The sequence below is a fragment of the Brevundimonas sp. Leaf168 genome, assembly GCF_001423685.1.
GTDB lineage: Bacteria > Pseudomonadota > Alphaproteobacteria > Caulobacterales > Caulobacteraceae > Brevundimonas > Brevundimonas vesicularis_C.
This window is the reverse complement of record NZ_LMOY01000001.1, coordinates 358,092-373,468: the sequence shown is the minus strand read 5'-3', so window position 1 is coordinate 373,468 and position 15,377 is coordinate 358,092. Positions and strand designations below refer to the sequence as shown.

17 protein-coding genes are annotated in these 15,377 nt (G+C 67.2%); 6 read left to right on the top strand and 11 right to left on the bottom strand.

Going from position 1 to position 15,377, the window contains the following annotated elements:
* The first annotated feature begins 25 nt into the window (after window positions 1-25).
* The 5 genes from gcvPA to ASF81_RS01785 all read left to right on the top strand — a co-directional run bounded on the left by gcvPA (window position 26) and on the right by ASF81_RS01785 (window position 5,156).
* Entirely contained in the window at window positions 26-1,372 is a 1,347-nt protein-coding gene (gene gcvPA / locus ASF81_RS01805) for an aminomethyl-transferring glycine dehydrogenase subunit GcvPA (protein WP_055805318.1), read from the top strand.
* 12 nt (window positions 1,373-1,384) lie between these two features.
* Window positions 1,385-2,953 (top strand): aminomethyl-transferring glycine dehydrogenase subunit GcvPB, encoded by a 1,569-nt coding sequence (gene gcvPB / locus ASF81_RS01800; RefSeq protein WP_055804032.1) that lies wholly within the window; start codon window positions 1,385-1,387, stop codon window positions 2,951-2,953.
* 66 nt (window positions 2,954-3,019) lie between these two features.
* Window positions 3,020-3,937: an SDR family oxidoreductase gene (locus tag ASF81_RS01795; RefSeq protein ID WP_055805313.1), complete on the top strand. Its 918-nt coding sequence runs from the start codon at window positions 3,020-3,022 to the stop codon at window positions 3,935-3,937.
* A gap of 211 nt (window positions 3,938-4,148) precedes the next feature.
* Window positions 4,149-4,553, top strand: a complete 405-nt coding sequence (locus ASF81_RS01790; RefSeq protein WP_017505302.1) for a PGPGW domain-containing protein — start codon at window positions 4,149-4,151, stop codon at window positions 4,551-4,553.
* Between the two features lie 132 nt (window positions 4,554-4,685).
* Window positions 4,686-5,156, top strand: a complete 471-nt coding sequence (locus ASF81_RS01785) for a DUF6789 family protein (protein WP_055753275.1) — start codon at window positions 4,686-4,688, stop codon at window positions 5,154-5,156.
* A 76-nt stretch (window positions 5,157-5,232) separates the two neighbouring features.
* Here ASF81_RS01785 and ASF81_RS01780 read toward each other — a convergent pair whose 3' ends face one another.
* The 5 genes from ASF81_RS01780 to ASF81_RS01760 all read right to left on the bottom strand — a co-directional run bounded on the left by ASF81_RS01780 (window position 5,233) and on the right by ASF81_RS01760 (window position 7,823).
* Window positions 5,233-5,748, bottom strand: a complete 516-nt coding sequence (locus ASF81_RS01780; RefSeq protein ID WP_055804029.1) for a F0F1 ATP synthase subunit B — start codon at window positions 5,746-5,748, stop codon at window positions 5,233-5,235.
* On the bottom strand, window positions 5,748-6,320 hold the full coding sequence (locus ASF81_RS01775) for an ATP synthase F0 subunit B' (protein WP_055804026.1): 573 nt from the start codon (window positions 6,318-6,320) through the stop codon (window positions 5,748-5,750). The genes ASF81_RS01780 and ASF81_RS01775 overlap by 1 nt, the downstream gene beginning before the upstream one ends.
* Window positions 6,321-6,388: 68 nt before the next feature.
* Complete coding sequence (locus ASF81_RS01770) at window positions 6,389-6,613, bottom strand: F0F1 ATP synthase subunit C (RefSeq protein ID WP_017505298.1); 225 nt, start codon at window positions 6,611-6,613, stop codon at window positions 6,389-6,391.
* A gap of 58 nt (window positions 6,614-6,671) precedes the next feature.
* Window positions 6,672-7,457 (bottom strand): F0F1 ATP synthase subunit A, encoded by a 786-nt coding sequence (locus ASF81_RS01765; RefSeq protein WP_017505297.1) that lies wholly within the window; start codon window positions 7,455-7,457, stop codon window positions 6,672-6,674.
* Window positions 7,458-7,463: 6 nt separating this feature from the next.
* Window positions 7,464-7,823: an AtpZ/AtpI family protein gene (locus ASF81_RS01760; protein ID WP_017505296.1), complete on the bottom strand. Its 360-nt coding sequence runs from the start codon at window positions 7,821-7,823 to the stop codon at window positions 7,464-7,466.
* Window positions 7,824-8,074: 251 nt separating this feature from the next.
* On the opposite strand from ASF81_RS01760, the gene ispH reads away from it, so the two are divergent.
* On the top strand, window positions 8,075-9,046 hold the full coding sequence (ispH, locus tag ASF81_RS01755; protein WP_055804023.1) for a 4-hydroxy-3-methylbut-2-enyl diphosphate reductase: 972 nt from the start codon (window positions 8,075-8,077) through the stop codon (window positions 9,044-9,046).
* On the opposite strand, the gene ASF81_RS01750 is transcribed toward ispH, so the two are convergent.
* The 6 genes from ASF81_RS01750 to ASF81_RS01725 form a co-directional block, all read right to left on the bottom strand.
* The gene (locus tag ASF81_RS01750; RefSeq protein WP_162237568.1) at window positions 9,043-10,638 is read right to left on the bottom strand and encodes an ATP-binding protein; all 1,596 of its coding nucleotides are present in this window, start codon (window positions 10,636-10,638) and stop codon (window positions 9,043-9,045) included. The two genes, ispH and ASF81_RS01750, sit on opposite strands and share 4 nt — an antisense overlap.
* A gap of 50 nt (window positions 10,639-10,688) precedes the next feature.
* Window positions 10,689-11,369 carry an SMC-Scp complex subunit ScpB gene (gene scpB / locus ASF81_RS01745; protein ID WP_055804017.1) on the bottom strand — a complete coding sequence of 227 codons (681 nt, stop codon included), beginning with the start codon at window positions 11,367-11,369 and terminating at the stop codon, window positions 10,689-10,691.
* The gene (locus tag ASF81_RS01740; RefSeq protein WP_055804014.1) at window positions 11,366-12,184 is read right to left on the bottom strand and encodes a ScpA family protein; all 819 of its coding nucleotides are present in this window, start codon (window positions 12,182-12,184) and stop codon (window positions 11,366-11,368) included. The genes scpB and ASF81_RS01740 overlap by 4 nt, the downstream gene beginning before the upstream one ends.
* Window positions 12,185-12,190: 6 nt before the next feature.
* Window positions 12,191-13,240 carry a beta-N-acetylhexosaminidase gene (nagZ, locus tag ASF81_RS01735; protein WP_055804010.1) on the bottom strand — a complete coding sequence of 350 codons (1,050 nt, stop codon included), beginning with the start codon at window positions 13,238-13,240 and terminating at the stop codon, window positions 12,191-12,193.
* Window positions 13,237-14,013, bottom strand: a complete 777-nt coding sequence (locus ASF81_RS01730; RefSeq protein ID WP_055804007.1) for an SPOR domain-containing protein — start codon at window positions 14,011-14,013, stop codon at window positions 13,237-13,239. Before ASF81_RS01730 ends, nagZ begins: the two co-directional genes overlap by 4 nt.
* Before the next feature lie 76 nt (window positions 14,014-14,089).
* Window positions 14,090-15,280, bottom strand: coding sequence for a deoxyguanosinetriphosphate triphosphohydrolase (locus tag ASF81_RS01725; protein WP_055804004.1), 1,191 nt, complete (start codon window positions 15,278-15,280; stop codon window positions 14,090-14,092).
* Between the last annotated feature and the right edge of the window lie 97 nt (window positions 15,281-15,377).

The following is a 15,377-nucleotide window of genomic DNA, read 5'->3' as shown; positions in this document are numbered from 1 at the left end:
GCCTTTCATGGCCCAGGACACGACCATGCGTTACCTCCCCCTGACGCCCGACGACCGCACGGCGATGCTCGCCGCCATCGGCGCGAAATCCATCGACGATCTGTTCGTGGACGTGCCCCAGGCCGCCCGTCTGGACGGCCCCGTCGATCTGCCGCGCGTCGCAGGCGAGTTGGAGGTCGAGCGCGCCCTGTCCGCCATGGCGGCCAAGAACGCCACGGCCGGCGCCGTGCCCTTCTTCTGCGGCGCAGGGGCCTACAAGCACCACGTCCCGGCGACGGTGGATCACGTGATCCAGCGCTCGGAGTTCCTGACCAGCTACACCCCCTACCAGCCGGAAATTGCGCAGGGCACGCTGCAGTATCTGTACGAGTTCCAGACCCAGGTCGCGAACCTGACCGGGATGCCGGTCGCCAACGCCAGCCTGTACGACGGTTCGACCGCCATGGCCGAGGGCGTGCTGATGGCTACCCGCGTGACCCGCCGCAACAAGGCGGTGATCTCGGGCGGGGTGCACCCGCACTACATCAAGGCGACCGAGACCGTGGTTCACGCCGTCGGAGTCGAGACCCTGGCCCTAGCCGCCGCCGTCGACGCCGAGGCCGCCGTGATCGACCAGATCGGTCCCGACACCGCCTGCGTCGTCGTCCAAACCCCGAACGTCTTCGGCACGGCGACGGATGTCACCAAGATCGCCGAGGCCGCCCACGCCGCCGGCGCCCTGCTGATCGTCGTGGTCACCGAGGCCGTGTCGATGGGCCTGTTGAAGTCGCCCGGCGAAATGGGCGCCGACATCGTCGCGGCCGAAGGCCAGTCGATCGGCAACGCCCTGAACTTCGGCGGCCCCTATGTCGGCCTGTTCGCCACGCGCGAGAAGCTGATCCGCCAGATGCCCGGCCGCCTGACCGGCGAGACTGTGGACGCCGACGGCGAGCGCGGCTTCGTCCTGACGCTGTCCACGCGCGAGCAGCACATCCGCCGAGACAAGGCGACCTCGAACATCTGCACCAACTCGGGCCTGTGCACCCTGGCCTTCACCATCCACATGAGCCTGCTGGGCGAGACGGGCCTGCGCAAACTGGCCCTGCTGAACCACGAAAAGGCCGTCGCCACGCGTGACGCCCTGGCCGCCATTCCGGGCGTCGAAGTCCTGACCGACCGCTTCTTCAATGAGTTCGCGGTGCGCCTGCCCAAGAACGCGGCTGAGGTCGTGGATCAGTTGGCCGCCCATCACGTCCTGGCTGGCGTGCCCTACAGCCGCCTGGCCCCCGACGCCGGCATGGACGACGTCCTGCTGGTCGCTGCGACCGAGACGACCCTGGATGCCGACATCCAGATCCTCGCCAAGTCGCTCTCCAAAGTCCTCGGCGCGTAAGGGATACTGACCATGAGCACCATGAACACCGTCGGCCGCCCGACCGCCCCGAACCAGGTCCAGACCAAGCCCGCCACCCTGACTGGCGGCCGCGGCCTGTTGCAGAACGAAGCCCTGATCTTCGAAGGCGACGGCTGGGGCAAGACCGGCGTCGATCTGCCGGAGCCCAAGACGGACGGCTCCGACCTGGGCGACCTGGTCCGCAAGGATCCGATCGGCCTGCCCGGCCTGTCCGAGCCGGAAACCATGCGCCACTATGTGCGCCTGAGCCAAAAGAACCACGCCATCGACCTGGCCATCTATCCGCTGGGATCGTGCACGATGAAGCACAACCCGCGCCTGAACGAGAAGATGGCCCGCCTGCCCGGCTTCTCCGACATCCACCCGCTACAGCCGATCTCGACCGTTCAGGGCGCGCTGGAGCTGATGGACACCCTGGCCCACTGGCTGAAAACCCTGACCGGCATGCCCGCCGTCGCCCTGTCGCCCAAGGCTGGCGCCCACGGCGAACTGTGCGGTCTGATGGCGATCCGCGCCGCTCACGAGGCCTCGGGCCAGCATGAGAAGCGCCGCAAGGTTCTGGTTCCCACCAGCGCCCACGGCACCAACCCCGCCACTGCCGCCTTCGTCGGCTATTCGGTGGTCGAAGTGGCCCAGACCGAGGACGGCCGCGTGGACGTCGCCGACCTGGCGTCGAAGCTGGGTGACGACGTCGCCGCCATCATGGTGACCAACCCCAACACCTGCGGCCTGTTCGAGCGCGACATTCTGGAGATCAGCCGCCTGACGCATGAGGCCGGCGCCTACTTCTACTGCGACGGCGCCAACTTCAACGCCATCGTCGGCCGGGTTCGTCCGGGCGACCTCGGCGTCGATGCGATGCACATCAACCTGCACAAGACCTTCTCGACGCCCCATGGCGGCGGCGGTCCGGGCGCGGGTCCGGTCGTGCTGTCCGAAGCCCTGGCGCCCTTCGCCCCCGCCCCCTGGGTCGTGCATGACGACGGTGGCTATCGCCTGATCGAGCGCGAAGAGGACGAGGCCGAGCAAGCCTTCGGCCGTCTGTGCGCCTTCCAGGGCCAGATGGGCATGTACACCCGCGCCCTGTCCTACATGATGTCGCACGGCGCCGACGGCCTGCGTCAGGTCGCCGAGGACGCCGTCCTGAACGCCAACTACATCAAGGCCCGCCTGTCGGACCTGATGTCGGCCGCCTTCCCCGACGGCCCCTGCATGCACGAGGCCTTGTTCGACGACGAATGGCTGAAGGGCACGGACATCACCACGCTCGACTTCGCCAAGGCGATGATCGACGAGGGTTTCCACCCGATGACCATGTATTTCCCGCTGGTCGTCCACGGCGCCATGCTGATCGAGCCGACGGAAACCGAGTCCAAGGCCGAGTTGGACCGCTTCATCGAGGCGATGCGCGCCTTGGCCGGGGCAGCCAAGGCCGGCGACGTCGACCGCTTCAAGGGCGCGCCCTTCCACGCGCCGCTGAAACGTCTGGATGAAACCCGCGCCGCCCGTTCGCCGGTTCTGCGCTGGACCGCGCCGGAAGGCTCCAACAAGGCGGCCTGACCCCTTAGTCGCCCCTTCCTGCGGGAAGGGGCTGACGCGGGGCTGATCCATCGCTAGGTCATGGCCATGACCTGGACGACGAACGACATCCCCGACCTTTCCGGCCGACTGGCCATCATCACCGGCGCGACCGGCGGGCTGGGGCTGGAGACCGCCCTGGTGCTCGCCGGCAAGGGCGCGGAGGTCGCGCTGGCGGCCCGCAATCCCGACAAGGGAGCCGAGGCCGAACGGCTGATCCGGTCTCGTCATCCGAACGCGGCCGTGCGGTTCGAGCTGCTGGACCTCGCCAGCCTGGCCTCTGTCCAGGCCTTCGCCGAGCGCCATCTGGCGACGGGACGCCCCATCGACATCCTGATCGACAACGCGGGCGTCATGGCCCTGCCGACACGCCAGACGACCGTCGATGGCTTTGAGATGCAGTTCGGGACCAACTACCTGTCCCATTTCGCCTTGGTCGGCCGCCTGCTGCCTTTGCTGATTGGGGCAAAGGCCCGGGTGGTCCAGTTGTCGAGCGTCGCCCACCGAAGCGGCCATATCCGCCTGGACGACCTGAACTATCAGACCCACTACAGCCCGTGGCCTGTCTATCAGCAGTCCAAACTGGCCATGCTGATGTTCGCCTTGGAGCTTCAGCGCCGCAGCGACGCCAACGGCTGGGGCCTGACCAGCGTGGCGGCCCACCCCGGCTTCGCCCGCACCGACCTGATCGCCAACGGCCATGCCGGCAAGCCAGGCTTGTTCGCGCGCGGCGCCCGGCTGCTGGAGGCCGTGCTCAGCCATTCGGCCGCGGACGGCGCCCTGCCGATCCTGATGGCCGCGACCCTGCTGGACCCGACGCCCGGCGGCTATAACGGCCCCACCGGTTTTCAGGAGATGAAAGGCCCGCCCGGCGTTGCGGCGATCAAGCGCCAGGCCAAGGACGCCGATGTGGCCAGGCGTCTGTGGGGGGAATCAGAGCGTCTGACGGGCGTGACCTACGGCTGACGGCGCGGGGCGTGTCCGGGGCACCACGGCGCGCAGAGATCGTCTCTTCATGACCAAAGCTTCACCCGCCGGACACCCATCCGCCATGGACGCAGGGCGTTAAGAGGTCTTGTGGCAAGGTCGTCACGGTCGCCTTTTCCTTTCCCGACGAGGGATCGTGCGCCCGTGGCGACCGTTGTCATGACGATCCTCCTCCCCATCTGGCGTATTCGTGACCTCACTCCCCGTTCCCTTCGTCCGCTCAGACAAACCGCGCGCCTCGACGCTGCGGGTCGTCAAGCGCTGGGCGCTGATGATCGGCGGTCTGTTCGTCGTGCTGCTGGGCATTCTGATCGCCCCCCTGCCCGGGCCCGGCGGCATTCCCGTCATCGCCGTCGGCCTGATGCTGATCCTGAAAAGCTCGTTCTGGGCCAAGCGCCAGTTCATTCGCGCCCAATATGCGCGGCCGAAATGGGTCTATCCCTTCCGTCGCCTGATGCGGAAGAAGCCCGAGTTCGCACCGGTCTTCTGGCAACAGGCGCTCCGCGCCGAGAAGATCGTGACCAAACGCTCCAGCCGTCGCCTCTCGCGCGGCCGAAAGAGCGTTCGGCGCTATTTCCGCAAACTGTTCCGCTAGTTTGCGCCTGATTTCGCGGTTGCGTTGCTGCAACCGCTAACCACAGGATCGTGAACACCACTCTCCCAAGTCAGGCGTATTCTGTCTGCGCGTTATCAGAGAACCACTTAGGCGTTGGGAGGCGCTAAGGTCATGATGTCACGCGTACAAAAAGGTCTGATCGCCGGCGTTGCGGCGACCGTGGCCGTCTCACTGCTCGAAATACCCAATATGTTCCTGAACTGGTTCGATCCCTTCCAGGGGGTCATCGCCAGCATGATCGGCATGCCCGGCAATCTGGCCGTCGGCTGGGTCGTCCATGTCATCAGCGGCGTGTTTATCCTGGGGCCGTTGTTCGCCGTCCTGTGTCCCCGCCTGCCGACAGACACGCCCGAGACCAAGGGTATCGTCTTCGCCGTCGGCGCCTGGATCCTCATGATGGCGGCCATCGTGATGTTCGGGAACTACCGCACCTTCACGGCCGGCGCGGGCTTCGGCACTTTCGCCTGGCTGCTGATCACCCACGCGGTCTTCGGCATCGTGCTGGGCAACGTCTATGCCCGGCTGGTGGCGCGCGACAAGCGGATGGGCGCGACCATCATCGGCGGCGCCCACGCTCACTGATCACGGCTTGATCGCTCAAGAAAAAGGCCCCCGACGGCGACGTCGGGGGCCTTGTTTCATTCAGGATCAGCCCTGATCAGTTCAGGCGATCACCGATCTGGGCGATGGCGCTGTCCAGCAGCGGATCCTTGGCGCCGCTGGCGAGGCGCGCGGCCAGAACCTGTTCCGCCGACTTGGCGGCCAGATCGGCGGCGGCGGCCTTTACCTCGGCAGAGGCCTGGGCTTCGGCTTGGGCGATTCGGGTTTCAGCCATCTTCTGGCGACGGGCCAGGGTCTCTTCCAACTTGGCCTTGGTCTCGACTTCCAGGCGACGGGCGTCGGCTTCGGCCTGAGCCATCATCTCGGCGGCTTGGGCTTCAGCCTCGGCCTTCTCCTTGCTGATCTGGGCCAGCAGGGCTTCGGCTTCAGCGCGGAGGCGAGCGGCCTCGTCCAGGTCGGCTTGGATCTTGACGGCCTTGGCGTCCAGCGCCTTGCCGGCCATCTTGGGCACGCCGGCGGCGATCAGGATGCCGAAGAAGATGATCAGGCCGATGCCGACCCAGATCTCCGCATTGGCGAAGCTCCAGATACCGTGTTCGAAGATCAGGTTCATCAGGCGGCTCCCTTGACGGCGGCCAGCTCGGCGGCGGTCGCGGCCTTGCCGGTCAGACGTTCGACCATGGCGGCGGTCGTGTCGGAGGCGATGGTGGAGACATTGGCCATGGCGGCGTCGCGCGTCTGGCCGATCGAGGCTTCCGCCTCGGCGATGCGGGCGTTGACCACGGCTTCTTCGGCGGCCTGACGGGCGTTGGCTTCTTCGGTCACGCGCGCCTTGGCGGCGGCGGCCGTGGCGCGGGCGTCAGCGCGAGCCTTGGCGACTTCCGCCTGAGCTTGGGCGGCCTGATCGGCGGCTTCAGCCTGAACCTGACGCGCGGTCGCAACGGCGGTGGAAATGGTGTCGGCCCGTTCGTCCATCACCTTGCGAAGGCGTGGCGCGAAGACCTTGGAGACCAGAACGTACAGAATGACGAACAGGATCAGCAGATAGCCGATCTGGCCCGCCCAGTGTTCGAACTGGAATTGCGGCAGGCCGCCCGAGCCGTGCTCGGCGGTGGTCGCCGTCTCGGCGTGCAGGTCCGCTTCGACCGAAGGCGGGACCGCGTCGATGGTGTGGGTGCTGGCCATGAACCGTCTACTGCAGGATCAGATGAAGCGGCGCGCGGGCGAACCCCGCGCGCCGTGATCGACTGAAATCAGCCGAAGATCATCAGGATGCCGAGCACGAAGGCCAGGATGCCCAGGGCTTCGGCCAGAGCGGCGCCGACGAACAGGTTGCCGACTTGGCCGGCGGCGGCCGACGGGTTGCGCAGGGCGCCGGCAAGGAAGTTGCCGAAGATGTTGCCCACGCCCAGGGCCGAACCGATCATGCCCAGGGTGGCGAGACCAGCGCCGATGTACTTCGCGGCTTCAGCGTCCATGATTGTATTCCTAGATTAAAGTCGTTGGTGGTTGGGGTGAAGAGACTGGTCCGGCCCTTTAGTGGGCGTGGTCCAGGTTGACCACATCGTTCAGATAGATGCAGGCCAGAACGGCGAAGACGAAGGCCTGGAGGAAGGCCACCAGGAACTCCAGAGCGGTCAAGGCGACGACCATGCCCAGCGAAAGGGCCGCGACCGGGAAGGCCAGCAGACCGATGCCGCCGCCCAGGCCCAGAAGGCCCAGCGAAACGACGAAGCCGGCGAAGATCTTCAGCGCGACGTGACCGCCCAGCATGTTGCCGAACAGACGCAGCGCCAGGGTGACCGGGCGAAGCAGGAAGGACACGAACTCGATCAGGCCGACCACCGGACGCAGCGCCAGCGGCGCGCCCATCGGCCAGAACAGCTTGAAGAAGCCCAGACCGTTCTTGGCGAAGCCGACGACCAGCACCAGACCGAAGGTGATCAGGGCGAAGGTGGCCGTGATGGCCAGTTGCGAGGTCGCCGTGAAGGTCAGGAACAGACCCAGGATGTTCATGCCCAGGATCAGGATGAACAGGGTGAAGATGAACGGGAAATACTTGCGGCCTTCGTGACCGATGATCGAATCGGCCAGATTGTCGATCAGGCCGAACAGGCCCTCGCCGGCGGCTTGCAGCCGGCCGGGCACGACCTGGGCGTTCGCGGTCACGGCGGCCAGGAAGCCGACGATCAGCACGAAGGCGACCGTCATGGCGATGTGCGAGTTGGTGATCGCCAGATCGACCGTCCCCAGCACAGGCAGGGTGACGTCGCCAAGGTCGACGACCTTCTGAATCGCAAACTGATGAATCGGATCGGCCATGAAGCCCTATCGTTCCCCGTCTTCGTCGGCCTCGACGTAGGGCTCGGCCGGAGCCGTCGTCCCTTGCGCCTTGGCCTGCGCCATCAGCCGGTTGGCTGTGCGACGCGCCATGTAAATCGACAAGGCGAAGCCCAGAAGGACCCCGCCGATCAAACCCCACGGACGGGTCCCGAGGGCCCAGTCTGCGATCGCTCCGAACGCCAGCCCCACGAAGACGCCGCCGAGAAGCTCGGCGATGATCTTGTAGGCCTGACCCGACACCTGATGGCCGGTCAGTTCGGCGGATTTCTCCGCCGTGGTCCGCGCCTCCAATGCGGATGCGCTGTCTTGGAGGCGTTTGATCGCCTCTTCGCGCGATTCCGACATGGGGGATAGGACCTGTGCGTGCGGCGTCCAGACAGTGCGTCCGGACGGGTCTGAATTCGGCGCGGAAACTAATCGTGAGCGGCCTACAGGTCAAGGCGTCGTGATCATGCGCTAAAGCATTGTAGAATATCGGCTTTCCATTCGCGCCCGCCCGCCGTGACGATGCGCCGCTGCTGCGGGCGACAGAATCCGTCGCATCCGCCCTTCGGCTCCGATGGCGGTCAGCGCCGCAAACGACTAGGTTCGCCGCCATGAATGCGCATGTTCCCGTCCCCAATGCTCCGCTTCGCCCGCTTTCGGTGCGGTTGGCCACTCCGAGGGGCTTTTGCGCCGGGGTCGATCGCGCGATCCAGATCGTCGAGCGCGCGATCGAAAAGTTCGGCGCCCCCGTCTATGTGCGCCACGAGATCGTCCACAACAAACATGTGGTCGAGCGGCTGAAGGCCATGGGTGCCGTCTTCGTCAAGGAACTGGACGAATGCCCCGACGACCGGCCGGTCGTCTTCTCGGCCCACGGGGTGCCGAAGTCCGTGCCGGCGACGGCGCGGGCGCGCGAACTGGTCTTTCTGGACGCGACCTGCCCCCTGGTGTCCAAGGTCCACGTCGAAGCCGAGCGTCATCATGCGGCCGGCCGCCACATCATCTTGATCGGCCACGCAGGCCACCCCGAGGTCGTCGGCACCCTGGGCCAGTTGCCGCCCGGCGCCATCACCCTGGTCGAGACCGAGGCCGACGCCGAATCGTTCGAACGCCCCGGCGACGCGCCCCTGGCCTACGCCACCCAGACCACCCTGTCGGTAGACGACACGGCGGGCATCCTGAAGGTGCTGAAGCGCCGGTTCCCCGAATTGCCCGATCCGCACAAGGAAGACATCTGCTACGCCACCACCAATCGTCAGGATGCGGTGAAGGCGTTGGGCGAGTGCTGCGACCTCGTGCTGGTCGTCGGATCCAAGAACTCGTCCAATTCCGTGCGCCTGGTCGAGGTCGCGATGCGCGCCGGCGCTCCGGCTGCCTATCTGGTGGACGATGCGTCCCAGGTGGACTGGTCCTGGTTTGACGGCGTGAACACCGTCGGCGTGACCGCTGGCGCCTCGGCGCCCGAGCCGCTGATCGAGGCCCTGGTCGACGCCATCCGGGCGCGCTTCGACGCCACCGTGACCGAAGACGACGGCGCGCGCGAAACCGTCACCTTCAAACTGCCGCGCCTGCTGACAGCCTAGGCGACCGCTTTCAACGGCAGAACGACGCGGAAGGTGCTGCCGGCGCCGGGCGCTGTGACGATTTCGATCTTGCCGCCCATCAGGGCCGCCAGACCGTGCGCCGCCGTCAATCCCAGTCCCAGCCCTTCGGCGGTGCGCGTCGCGCTTTCATCGCCCTGGGTGAAAGCCTCGAACAGGCGCGCCGCTTCCGCCGGCTCCATGCCCGGCCCGGTGTCCTCGACCTCCAAGGCCAGGCCCGCGCCCGCAACGGCGCGCAGCATCACGCCGCCGGTGCGTGTGAACCGCACCGCATTGTCCGTCAGCGCCGCCATCAGCTTTTCGACATGGACCGGGTCGCCCAGCCATTCGCCCTCGGCCGCCTCAACCGAAATCTTCAGCCCCTTGGCCTCGGCCGCGCCCCGGAAGTCGTTGGCGACCCGCCGCAACAGGTTGTCGGGCCGGAATGGCCGGGTTTCCAGCGCCACGGCCCCGTCGCGCAGCCGCACCACGTCAAGCAACTCCTCGACCAGCCTCAGTTGCTGACGCCCCGACGCCTTCAGGATTTCCAGCCGCTCGCGCTGCTGGGGCGTCACCAGATCGGCCCCGATGATCTCGGCCATGCCGAGAACGCCGTTCAGGGGTGTGCGCAGTTCGTGACTGACGTTGGACAGGAACCGCGTCTTGGCCCGGTTCGCCGCCTCGGCCCGCTCCAGCGCCGTCGACAGGGCGACCTCCGAGGCTTTGAGGCGCCGCACGTCGGCCGTCGTGTTCCACAGGAGCGACCCCGTGCCGATCAGCAGCACGATGAACAGCAGCAGCAGCAGCGGCCCGGCCTTGGTCAGGATCTGATAGCCGGGCTGCTCCGGCGCCCAGACGACTCGGCCCAACAGGTCGCCGCGGACATCGCTCACATCGACGCCGACCATGCCTTTGGGCGGCTCTGCATCGCCGGGCTGGAAGTGAATCCGGTCCAGCGCCAGCCGCGTTCGCAAGAGATTGAGCTCGCCGGCGAACGGTTTGAACGATGCGACGACCGGATCGGACGCCGGCGTCGATCCGCCCGCCGTATGTCGCACGACGGTGGAGGCCCCCAGCACATAGACGTCGTCGCCGACGCGAACGAACGCCGCCTTCAGCCGCACCCCGGCATCCGCCGTGACCGATCGGTCGCGGCCGGCGGCCTCGGCCCGGAGCGCGTCGATCAGCGGCCGGGCCGCCTGACCGAATGGCTCGCCGACCTGCGTCTCGGCCGGTCGGCCCAGCGTGCTGATGCGAAACAGCCGCCCGGTCCCGTCATAACCCAGTGTGAACTGATGCTTATGCTGCGCGGCGTAGAAGGCGCCGAAGTTCCGGTCGTACCAGGCTACATCGCCCGCCGTCATCCTATCGACGGCCTCGTCCCAGACCGAGGCGGTGGTCAGGTTTTCGCCGATGGTTTCCAGCGCGCGCGTCAGACGCAGCCGCACCAGACCTTCTTCCTTGCGTGCCTGGTGGGCGTCGATGCCGCGACTGACGATCGCCAGAACCCCAGCCATGCCGATGATGGACGACAGCATCAGGATCAGCGCGATCCTGAACGTGCTCCACGCCCGCCAACCCGTCTTCGATGTCACGCCACTCATACGGTCTGGCTTAAGGTGCGCAGACTAAGACGTCGTGAACATCATCCAGGTCCGCCGCGTTCGCCGACGAAATCCTGGGCGAACTCGGGCGCCTCGTCGTCCAACGGCAGAGTGCCGTCCTCGTCGTCCGCCTCGGAGGCGCGGCTGGGATCCGGCACCTCGAATCCGACCGGCAGCGACAGGTCTAACAGGCCCGCCGCCTTCATCTCCTGCACGCCCGGCAGATCGTACAGGGTCGCCAAGCCGAAATGCTCCAGGAAGCGGTCGGTGGTCGCATAGGTGACGGGCCGCCCCGGCGTGCGCCGGCGTCCGCGCAGCCGCACGAACCCCATCTCCAGCAGCAGGTCCAGGGTGCCCTTGGAGATGCTGACGCCCCGCACGCTCTCGATCTCGGCGCGGGTGACGGGCTGGTGATAGGCGATGATGGCTAGGGTCTCCAGCGCGGCCTTAGACAGACGGCGCGGCTCCTCGCGTTCCTGCGTCATCATGAAGGCCAAGTCCGGCGCGGTGCGGAACCGCCAGCGGTCGGCGACACACTCCAGCTCCACCCCCCGCCCCTCATAGCGCGCGCGCAGACCCGATATGGCGCGGGCGACGTTGCAGTTCTCGGGCAGGCGCGCGGCGATCTCGGCCGCCGTCAGCGGCCCGGCGGCGGCGAATAGCAGGGCCTCGACCCGCCGTTCGATCTCGGCCTCGTCGGGCTGGAACGACAGGTCGCTCACGGCGTCAGCTCCAGCGGCTGGCCCGCCCCCCGGCGTTTCAGATACAGGTCCGCAAACGCCTCGCTCTGCCGGATGTCCATCGCCCCCTCCTTCACCAGCTCCAGACTGGCCGAGAGGGTCGATGCCGTAAAGCTGGCCTGGCTAGGCCCCTCCTCGTCCTCGCGATGGGGCGCCACCTGTTCCAGCGGCGTCCAGTCGGCCAGCTTCGGCATGATTTCGCGCAGCCAGTCGCGGGCGGCTTCCAATGGAAAGGCCTCGACCCGCTGGCCTGGAGCATAGCGCCGGGCCTCCTCGCGCCGACGCTGGACGACATAGGCGCTCATCAGTTCGTACAGGCTGGCGTCGATGCGATCCGACGGCACGATCACCGTCGCCTCAGGGTCGCCCCGCGTGAAGACGTCGCGCTTCAGCTGGGGCCGTGCCATCAGCTGTTCGACGGCCTTTCGCATCGCTTCCAGCTTCTGCAGCCGGAACGCCAGGGCGGCGGCCATCTCTTCAGCCGGCGGTTCTTCGGCCTTGCCCTTGTCGGTGCGCGGCAGCAGCAGGCGCGACTTCAAATAGGCAAGCCACGACGCCATCACCAGATAGTCCGCCGCCAGGGCGAAGTTGCGCCTGCGCGCCTCGTGCACGAAGGCCAGATACTGTTCCGCCAGCTGGGTGATCGACAGCTTCAGCAGATCGACCTTCTGGTTTCGCGCCAGGGCCAGCAGGACGTGCAGCGGTCCCTCATAGCCTTCCAGATCGACGACGAAGGCCTCGCGCTCCTCGACCTCCTCGGCGTTGAAATCCAGATTGGGCTGGAAAGACTCCGTCATAGGTCTTTAGGCCTGCGCCTCACCCACATCCGGCCCCTTGGCGACGTCCATCCGACCGCCCATGGCCTTGAAGAAGCGATCGTGGCCCGCGACGGGATCCAGCGGCTCGGGCGTCCGCACAATCCGGGCCAGCGCGGCTTCCGCCCGGCGGCGCGCCCCGCCCTTCAGCGATCCGACGCCCTCGGCGACCTGGCGCATTTCGTCCATGTCGCCGTTCCAGTGGACGACGAGATCGCACCCCGCCTTCAGCGCCTTGTGAGCGCGCTGGGTCAGCGAGCCCGAAAGAGCGTTCATCACCAGATCGTCGGACAGCAGCAGACCGCCGAATCCCAAGCGCTCGCGGATCAGGCGAATGGCCTTCTTGGACTGCGTCGCCGGATGTTTGCGATCGATCGCGGTGAAGACGATGTGCGCCGTCATGCCGATCGGCATATCCGACAGGGCCTTGAATGGCGCAAAGTCCCAGGCGTCCAGCGTGTCCAGATCGGCGTGAACCGTCGGCAGATCCTTATGCGTGTCTGCAAAGGCGCGGCCATGGCCCGGCATATGTTTGATGCAGGGCAGAACCCCGCCCGCCAGCAGTCCCTCCGCCGCCGCCCGGCCCAACACGGCGACCGTCTCGGGATCGACGCCATAGGCCCGGTCGCCGATGATGTCGTGGGCGCCGGGGACCGGTACGTCCAGCACCGGCAGCAGATCAACGGTCACCCCGACCTCGCGCAGATCGTGCGCCATCAGACGTGCGCCCAGGCGCGTCAGCTCACGCGCCTGAGCCAGCTCGTTCGTCGCCTTCAGATAAGCGTTACCTGGCGGATATTTGGGCCAGTGGGGCGGCCCCATCCGCTGGACCCGACCGCCTTCCTGGTCGATCAAGACCGGCGCGTCGGGATCGCCGATGGACGCCCGCAGTTCGTCCGTCAGGGCCCGCACCTGTTCCGGCGTGTCGATATTGCGCCGGAACACGATGAAGCCCCAGGGTCGGACCTCGGCGAAGAAGGCCTTTTCGGCCTCCGTCAGCCGATGTCCCAGGCAGCCATAGATGGCGGCGGACGTCACCGGACGATGCAGTCCCGGCCCGCCGCCTTCAGCGCATTGCAGAAGGCCACCGCCCGTTCGCGCGACAGGCCCGAGAAGGCCGTGCGGTACAGGGTCGATCCGCTGGATGAGGTCACTTCCGTCACCCGCTTTTCAGCGCCGGAGGCATACGCGCCGAAACGGCCGGCGACCGCGGCGTATTCACGGTCCGCGATCTCGGTCGAGGAGAAGGCACCGATCTGGACCGAGGCTGATCCGCCGGTCGCGGCCGGAGCTTTGGTCGCCGGCGCAGCGACGGGCGCAGTCGGAGTCGTCGGACGCGGTGCGGGCGCGGTCGGCGTCGCCGTATTCGCGGGCGGCAGGCCCTGTCCGGTCGGTGCGGCGGTCGGGGGCGCGGCCAGACGCGGCTGAGGCGACTCGGGCGGCGGGGTGAAGGTTACCGGCGCATCGGTCGTCTCGGTCTCGTCGCGATAAACGCGCACGCCCTCGGCCGGATCGATCGGCTGGGCGTCGATGGGCGCGGCGGTCTTCATCTCGCCGACCGGCTGACCCACGGCCGGCGGCGCGTCGGTGGAGGCGCGCATGCCGGAACGATAGAAGAAGATCACCGCCACGATCAGCAGCAGCAGGACCACCGCGCTGATGATCAGCGTCACCGGCGGCGCCTTGCCTCCGCCCGAGCCCACATTGCGGCCGCTGCGCGGGTCATAGCTGTTGCGGCGGAACGGCAGGTCGTCATCGGTCGGCGGCGTATAGGCGCCCCGGCCGGGTTTGTTGTCGTCTTCAAAGGACATGGTCGCGCTCCGCCGTCTGTCGGCGCGAATCGGCGCGCCGAACGATCACTCTACGCCCCCGCGTGCATCTTTCGAATCACAGATCGAGGGCGAGGTCGAGGCTGAACAGCTTCTGGTGCACTTCTATGGCGTAACGGTCGGTCATGCCGGCGATGTAGTCGCACACCGCCCGCGCCCGCTGCGTCTTGTCCGGGGTCATAGCCGGCTCGCCCCACTCCGGCGGCATCACCTCCGGCTCGGCCATGAAGAGTTCGAACAGCTGCGACAGCACGCGCCGCGCCTGGCTGCGGGTGCGGTTGACGCGGTAGTGGCGATACATCCGCTCGAACAGGAACTTCCTCAGCACCGCCAGATCGACGTGCATGGCGTGCGAGAAATCCACCATCGTGCGCTTGGCCATCCGCACGTCCTCGGTCGTGACGATCCGGTCCTCCTCCAGCCGCCGCGCCGTCTCGGCCAGCACGTCCTCGACCATGACGCCGATCATCCGCCGCACGGCCTCGATCCGCAGCATCCGGTCGTCGATCGTGGGCCAGTCGCGGCGCACCTCGGCCAACATCGGGCCGATCAGCGGCACCTGATCCAGATCGCGCAGGGTGATCAGACCCGCCTGCACCCCGTCGTCCACGTCGTGATTGTTATAGGCGATGTCGTCGGCGATGGCCGCGCACTGGGCCTCCAGCGAGGCGAACGTCCCCAGCCGCAGGTCCCACCCCGCCTCGCCGCCTGATGCATAGGGGCGCACCACCGACCAAGCCGGCTCGTCCAGCCGGTGCGACACCGGGCCGTTGTGCTTGATGACGCCCTCGACCGTCTCCCAGCTGAGGTTCAGCCCGTCGAACTGCGGATAGCGGTTCTCCAGCTCGGTCACGACGCGGAAGCTCTGGACGTTGTGATCGAACCCGCCGTGATCGCGCATCTGCACCACCAGCTCGTCCTCACCGGCATGGGCGAAGGGCGGATGGCCGAGGTCGTGGGCCAGGGCGATGGTCTCGGCCAAGTCGTCATCCAGCCTCAGAGCATGGGCCAGCGACCGTGCGATCTGCGCCACCTCCAGCGAATGGGTCAGGCGGGTGCGGTAGTGATCGCCCTCATGCGCCACGAAGACCTGGGTCTTCTCCTTCAGCCGACGAAACGCCGTCGCATGGATGATGCGATCACGGTCGCGAGCGAAAGCGGTGCGCGTGCGGCTGGCGGGCTCAAAAACGCGGCGGCCCTGGGACAGGTCGGCGCGCTCGGCGAAGGAGGCGAGGTTTGTGTGGCTCAAGTCATCAACTTTAAAGCGGCGGCCCTTTGCGAACGGCCCTGCCCGCCTCATATAGACAGCCGTGAGCACCGTCCAATCCACAGAACCGTCCACACCC

Excerpts from the sequence above, each read along its gene's own strand:
- ASF81_RS01770 (WP_017505298.1), bottom strand. The coding sequence starts at position 6,613 with ATGGACGCTGAAGCCGCGAAGTACATCGGCGCTGGTCTCGCCACCCTG.
- ASF81_RS01775 (WP_055804026.1), bottom strand. The coding sequence starts at position 6,320 with ATGGCCAGCACCCACACCATCGACGCGGTCCCGCCTTCGGTCGAAGCG.
- ASF81_RS01765 (WP_017505297.1), bottom strand. The coding sequence starts at position 7,457 with ATGGCCGATCCGATTCATCAGTTTGCGATTCAGAAGGTCGTCGACCTT.
- ASF81_RS01795 (WP_055805313.1), top strand. The coding sequence starts at position 3,020 with ATGACCTGGACGACGAACGACATCCCCGACCTTTCCGGCCGACTGGCC.
- ASF81_RS01730 (WP_055804007.1), bottom strand. The coding sequence starts at position 14,013 with ATGTCCTTTGAAGACGACAACAAACCCGGCCGGGGCGCCTATACGCCG.
- gcvPA (WP_055805318.1), top strand. The coding sequence starts at position 26 with ATGCGTTACCTCCCCCTGACGCCCGACGACCGCACGGCGATGCTCGCC.
- ASF81_RS01785 (WP_055753275.1), top strand. The coding sequence starts at position 4,686 with ATGATGTCACGCGTACAAAAAGGTCTGATCGCCGGCGTTGCGGCGACC.
- gcvPB (WP_055804032.1), top strand. The coding sequence starts at position 1,385 with ATGAGCACCATGAACACCGTCGGCCGCCCGACCGCCCCGAACCAGGTC.
- ASF81_RS01780 (WP_055804029.1), bottom strand. The coding sequence starts at position 5,748 with ATGAACCTGATCTTCGAACACGGTATCTGGAGCTTCGCCAATGCGGAG.
- ispH (WP_055804023.1), top strand. The coding sequence starts at position 8,075 with ATGAATGCGCATGTTCCCGTCCCCAATGCTCCGCTTCGCCCGCTTTCG.
- ASF81_RS01740 (WP_055804014.1), bottom strand. The coding sequence starts at position 12,184 with ATGACGGAGTCTTTCCAGCCCAATCTGGATTTCAACGCCGAGGAGGTC.
- ASF81_RS01760 (WP_017505296.1), bottom strand. The coding sequence starts at position 7,823 with ATGTCGGAATCGCGCGAAGAGGCGATCAAACGCCTCCAAGACAGCGCA.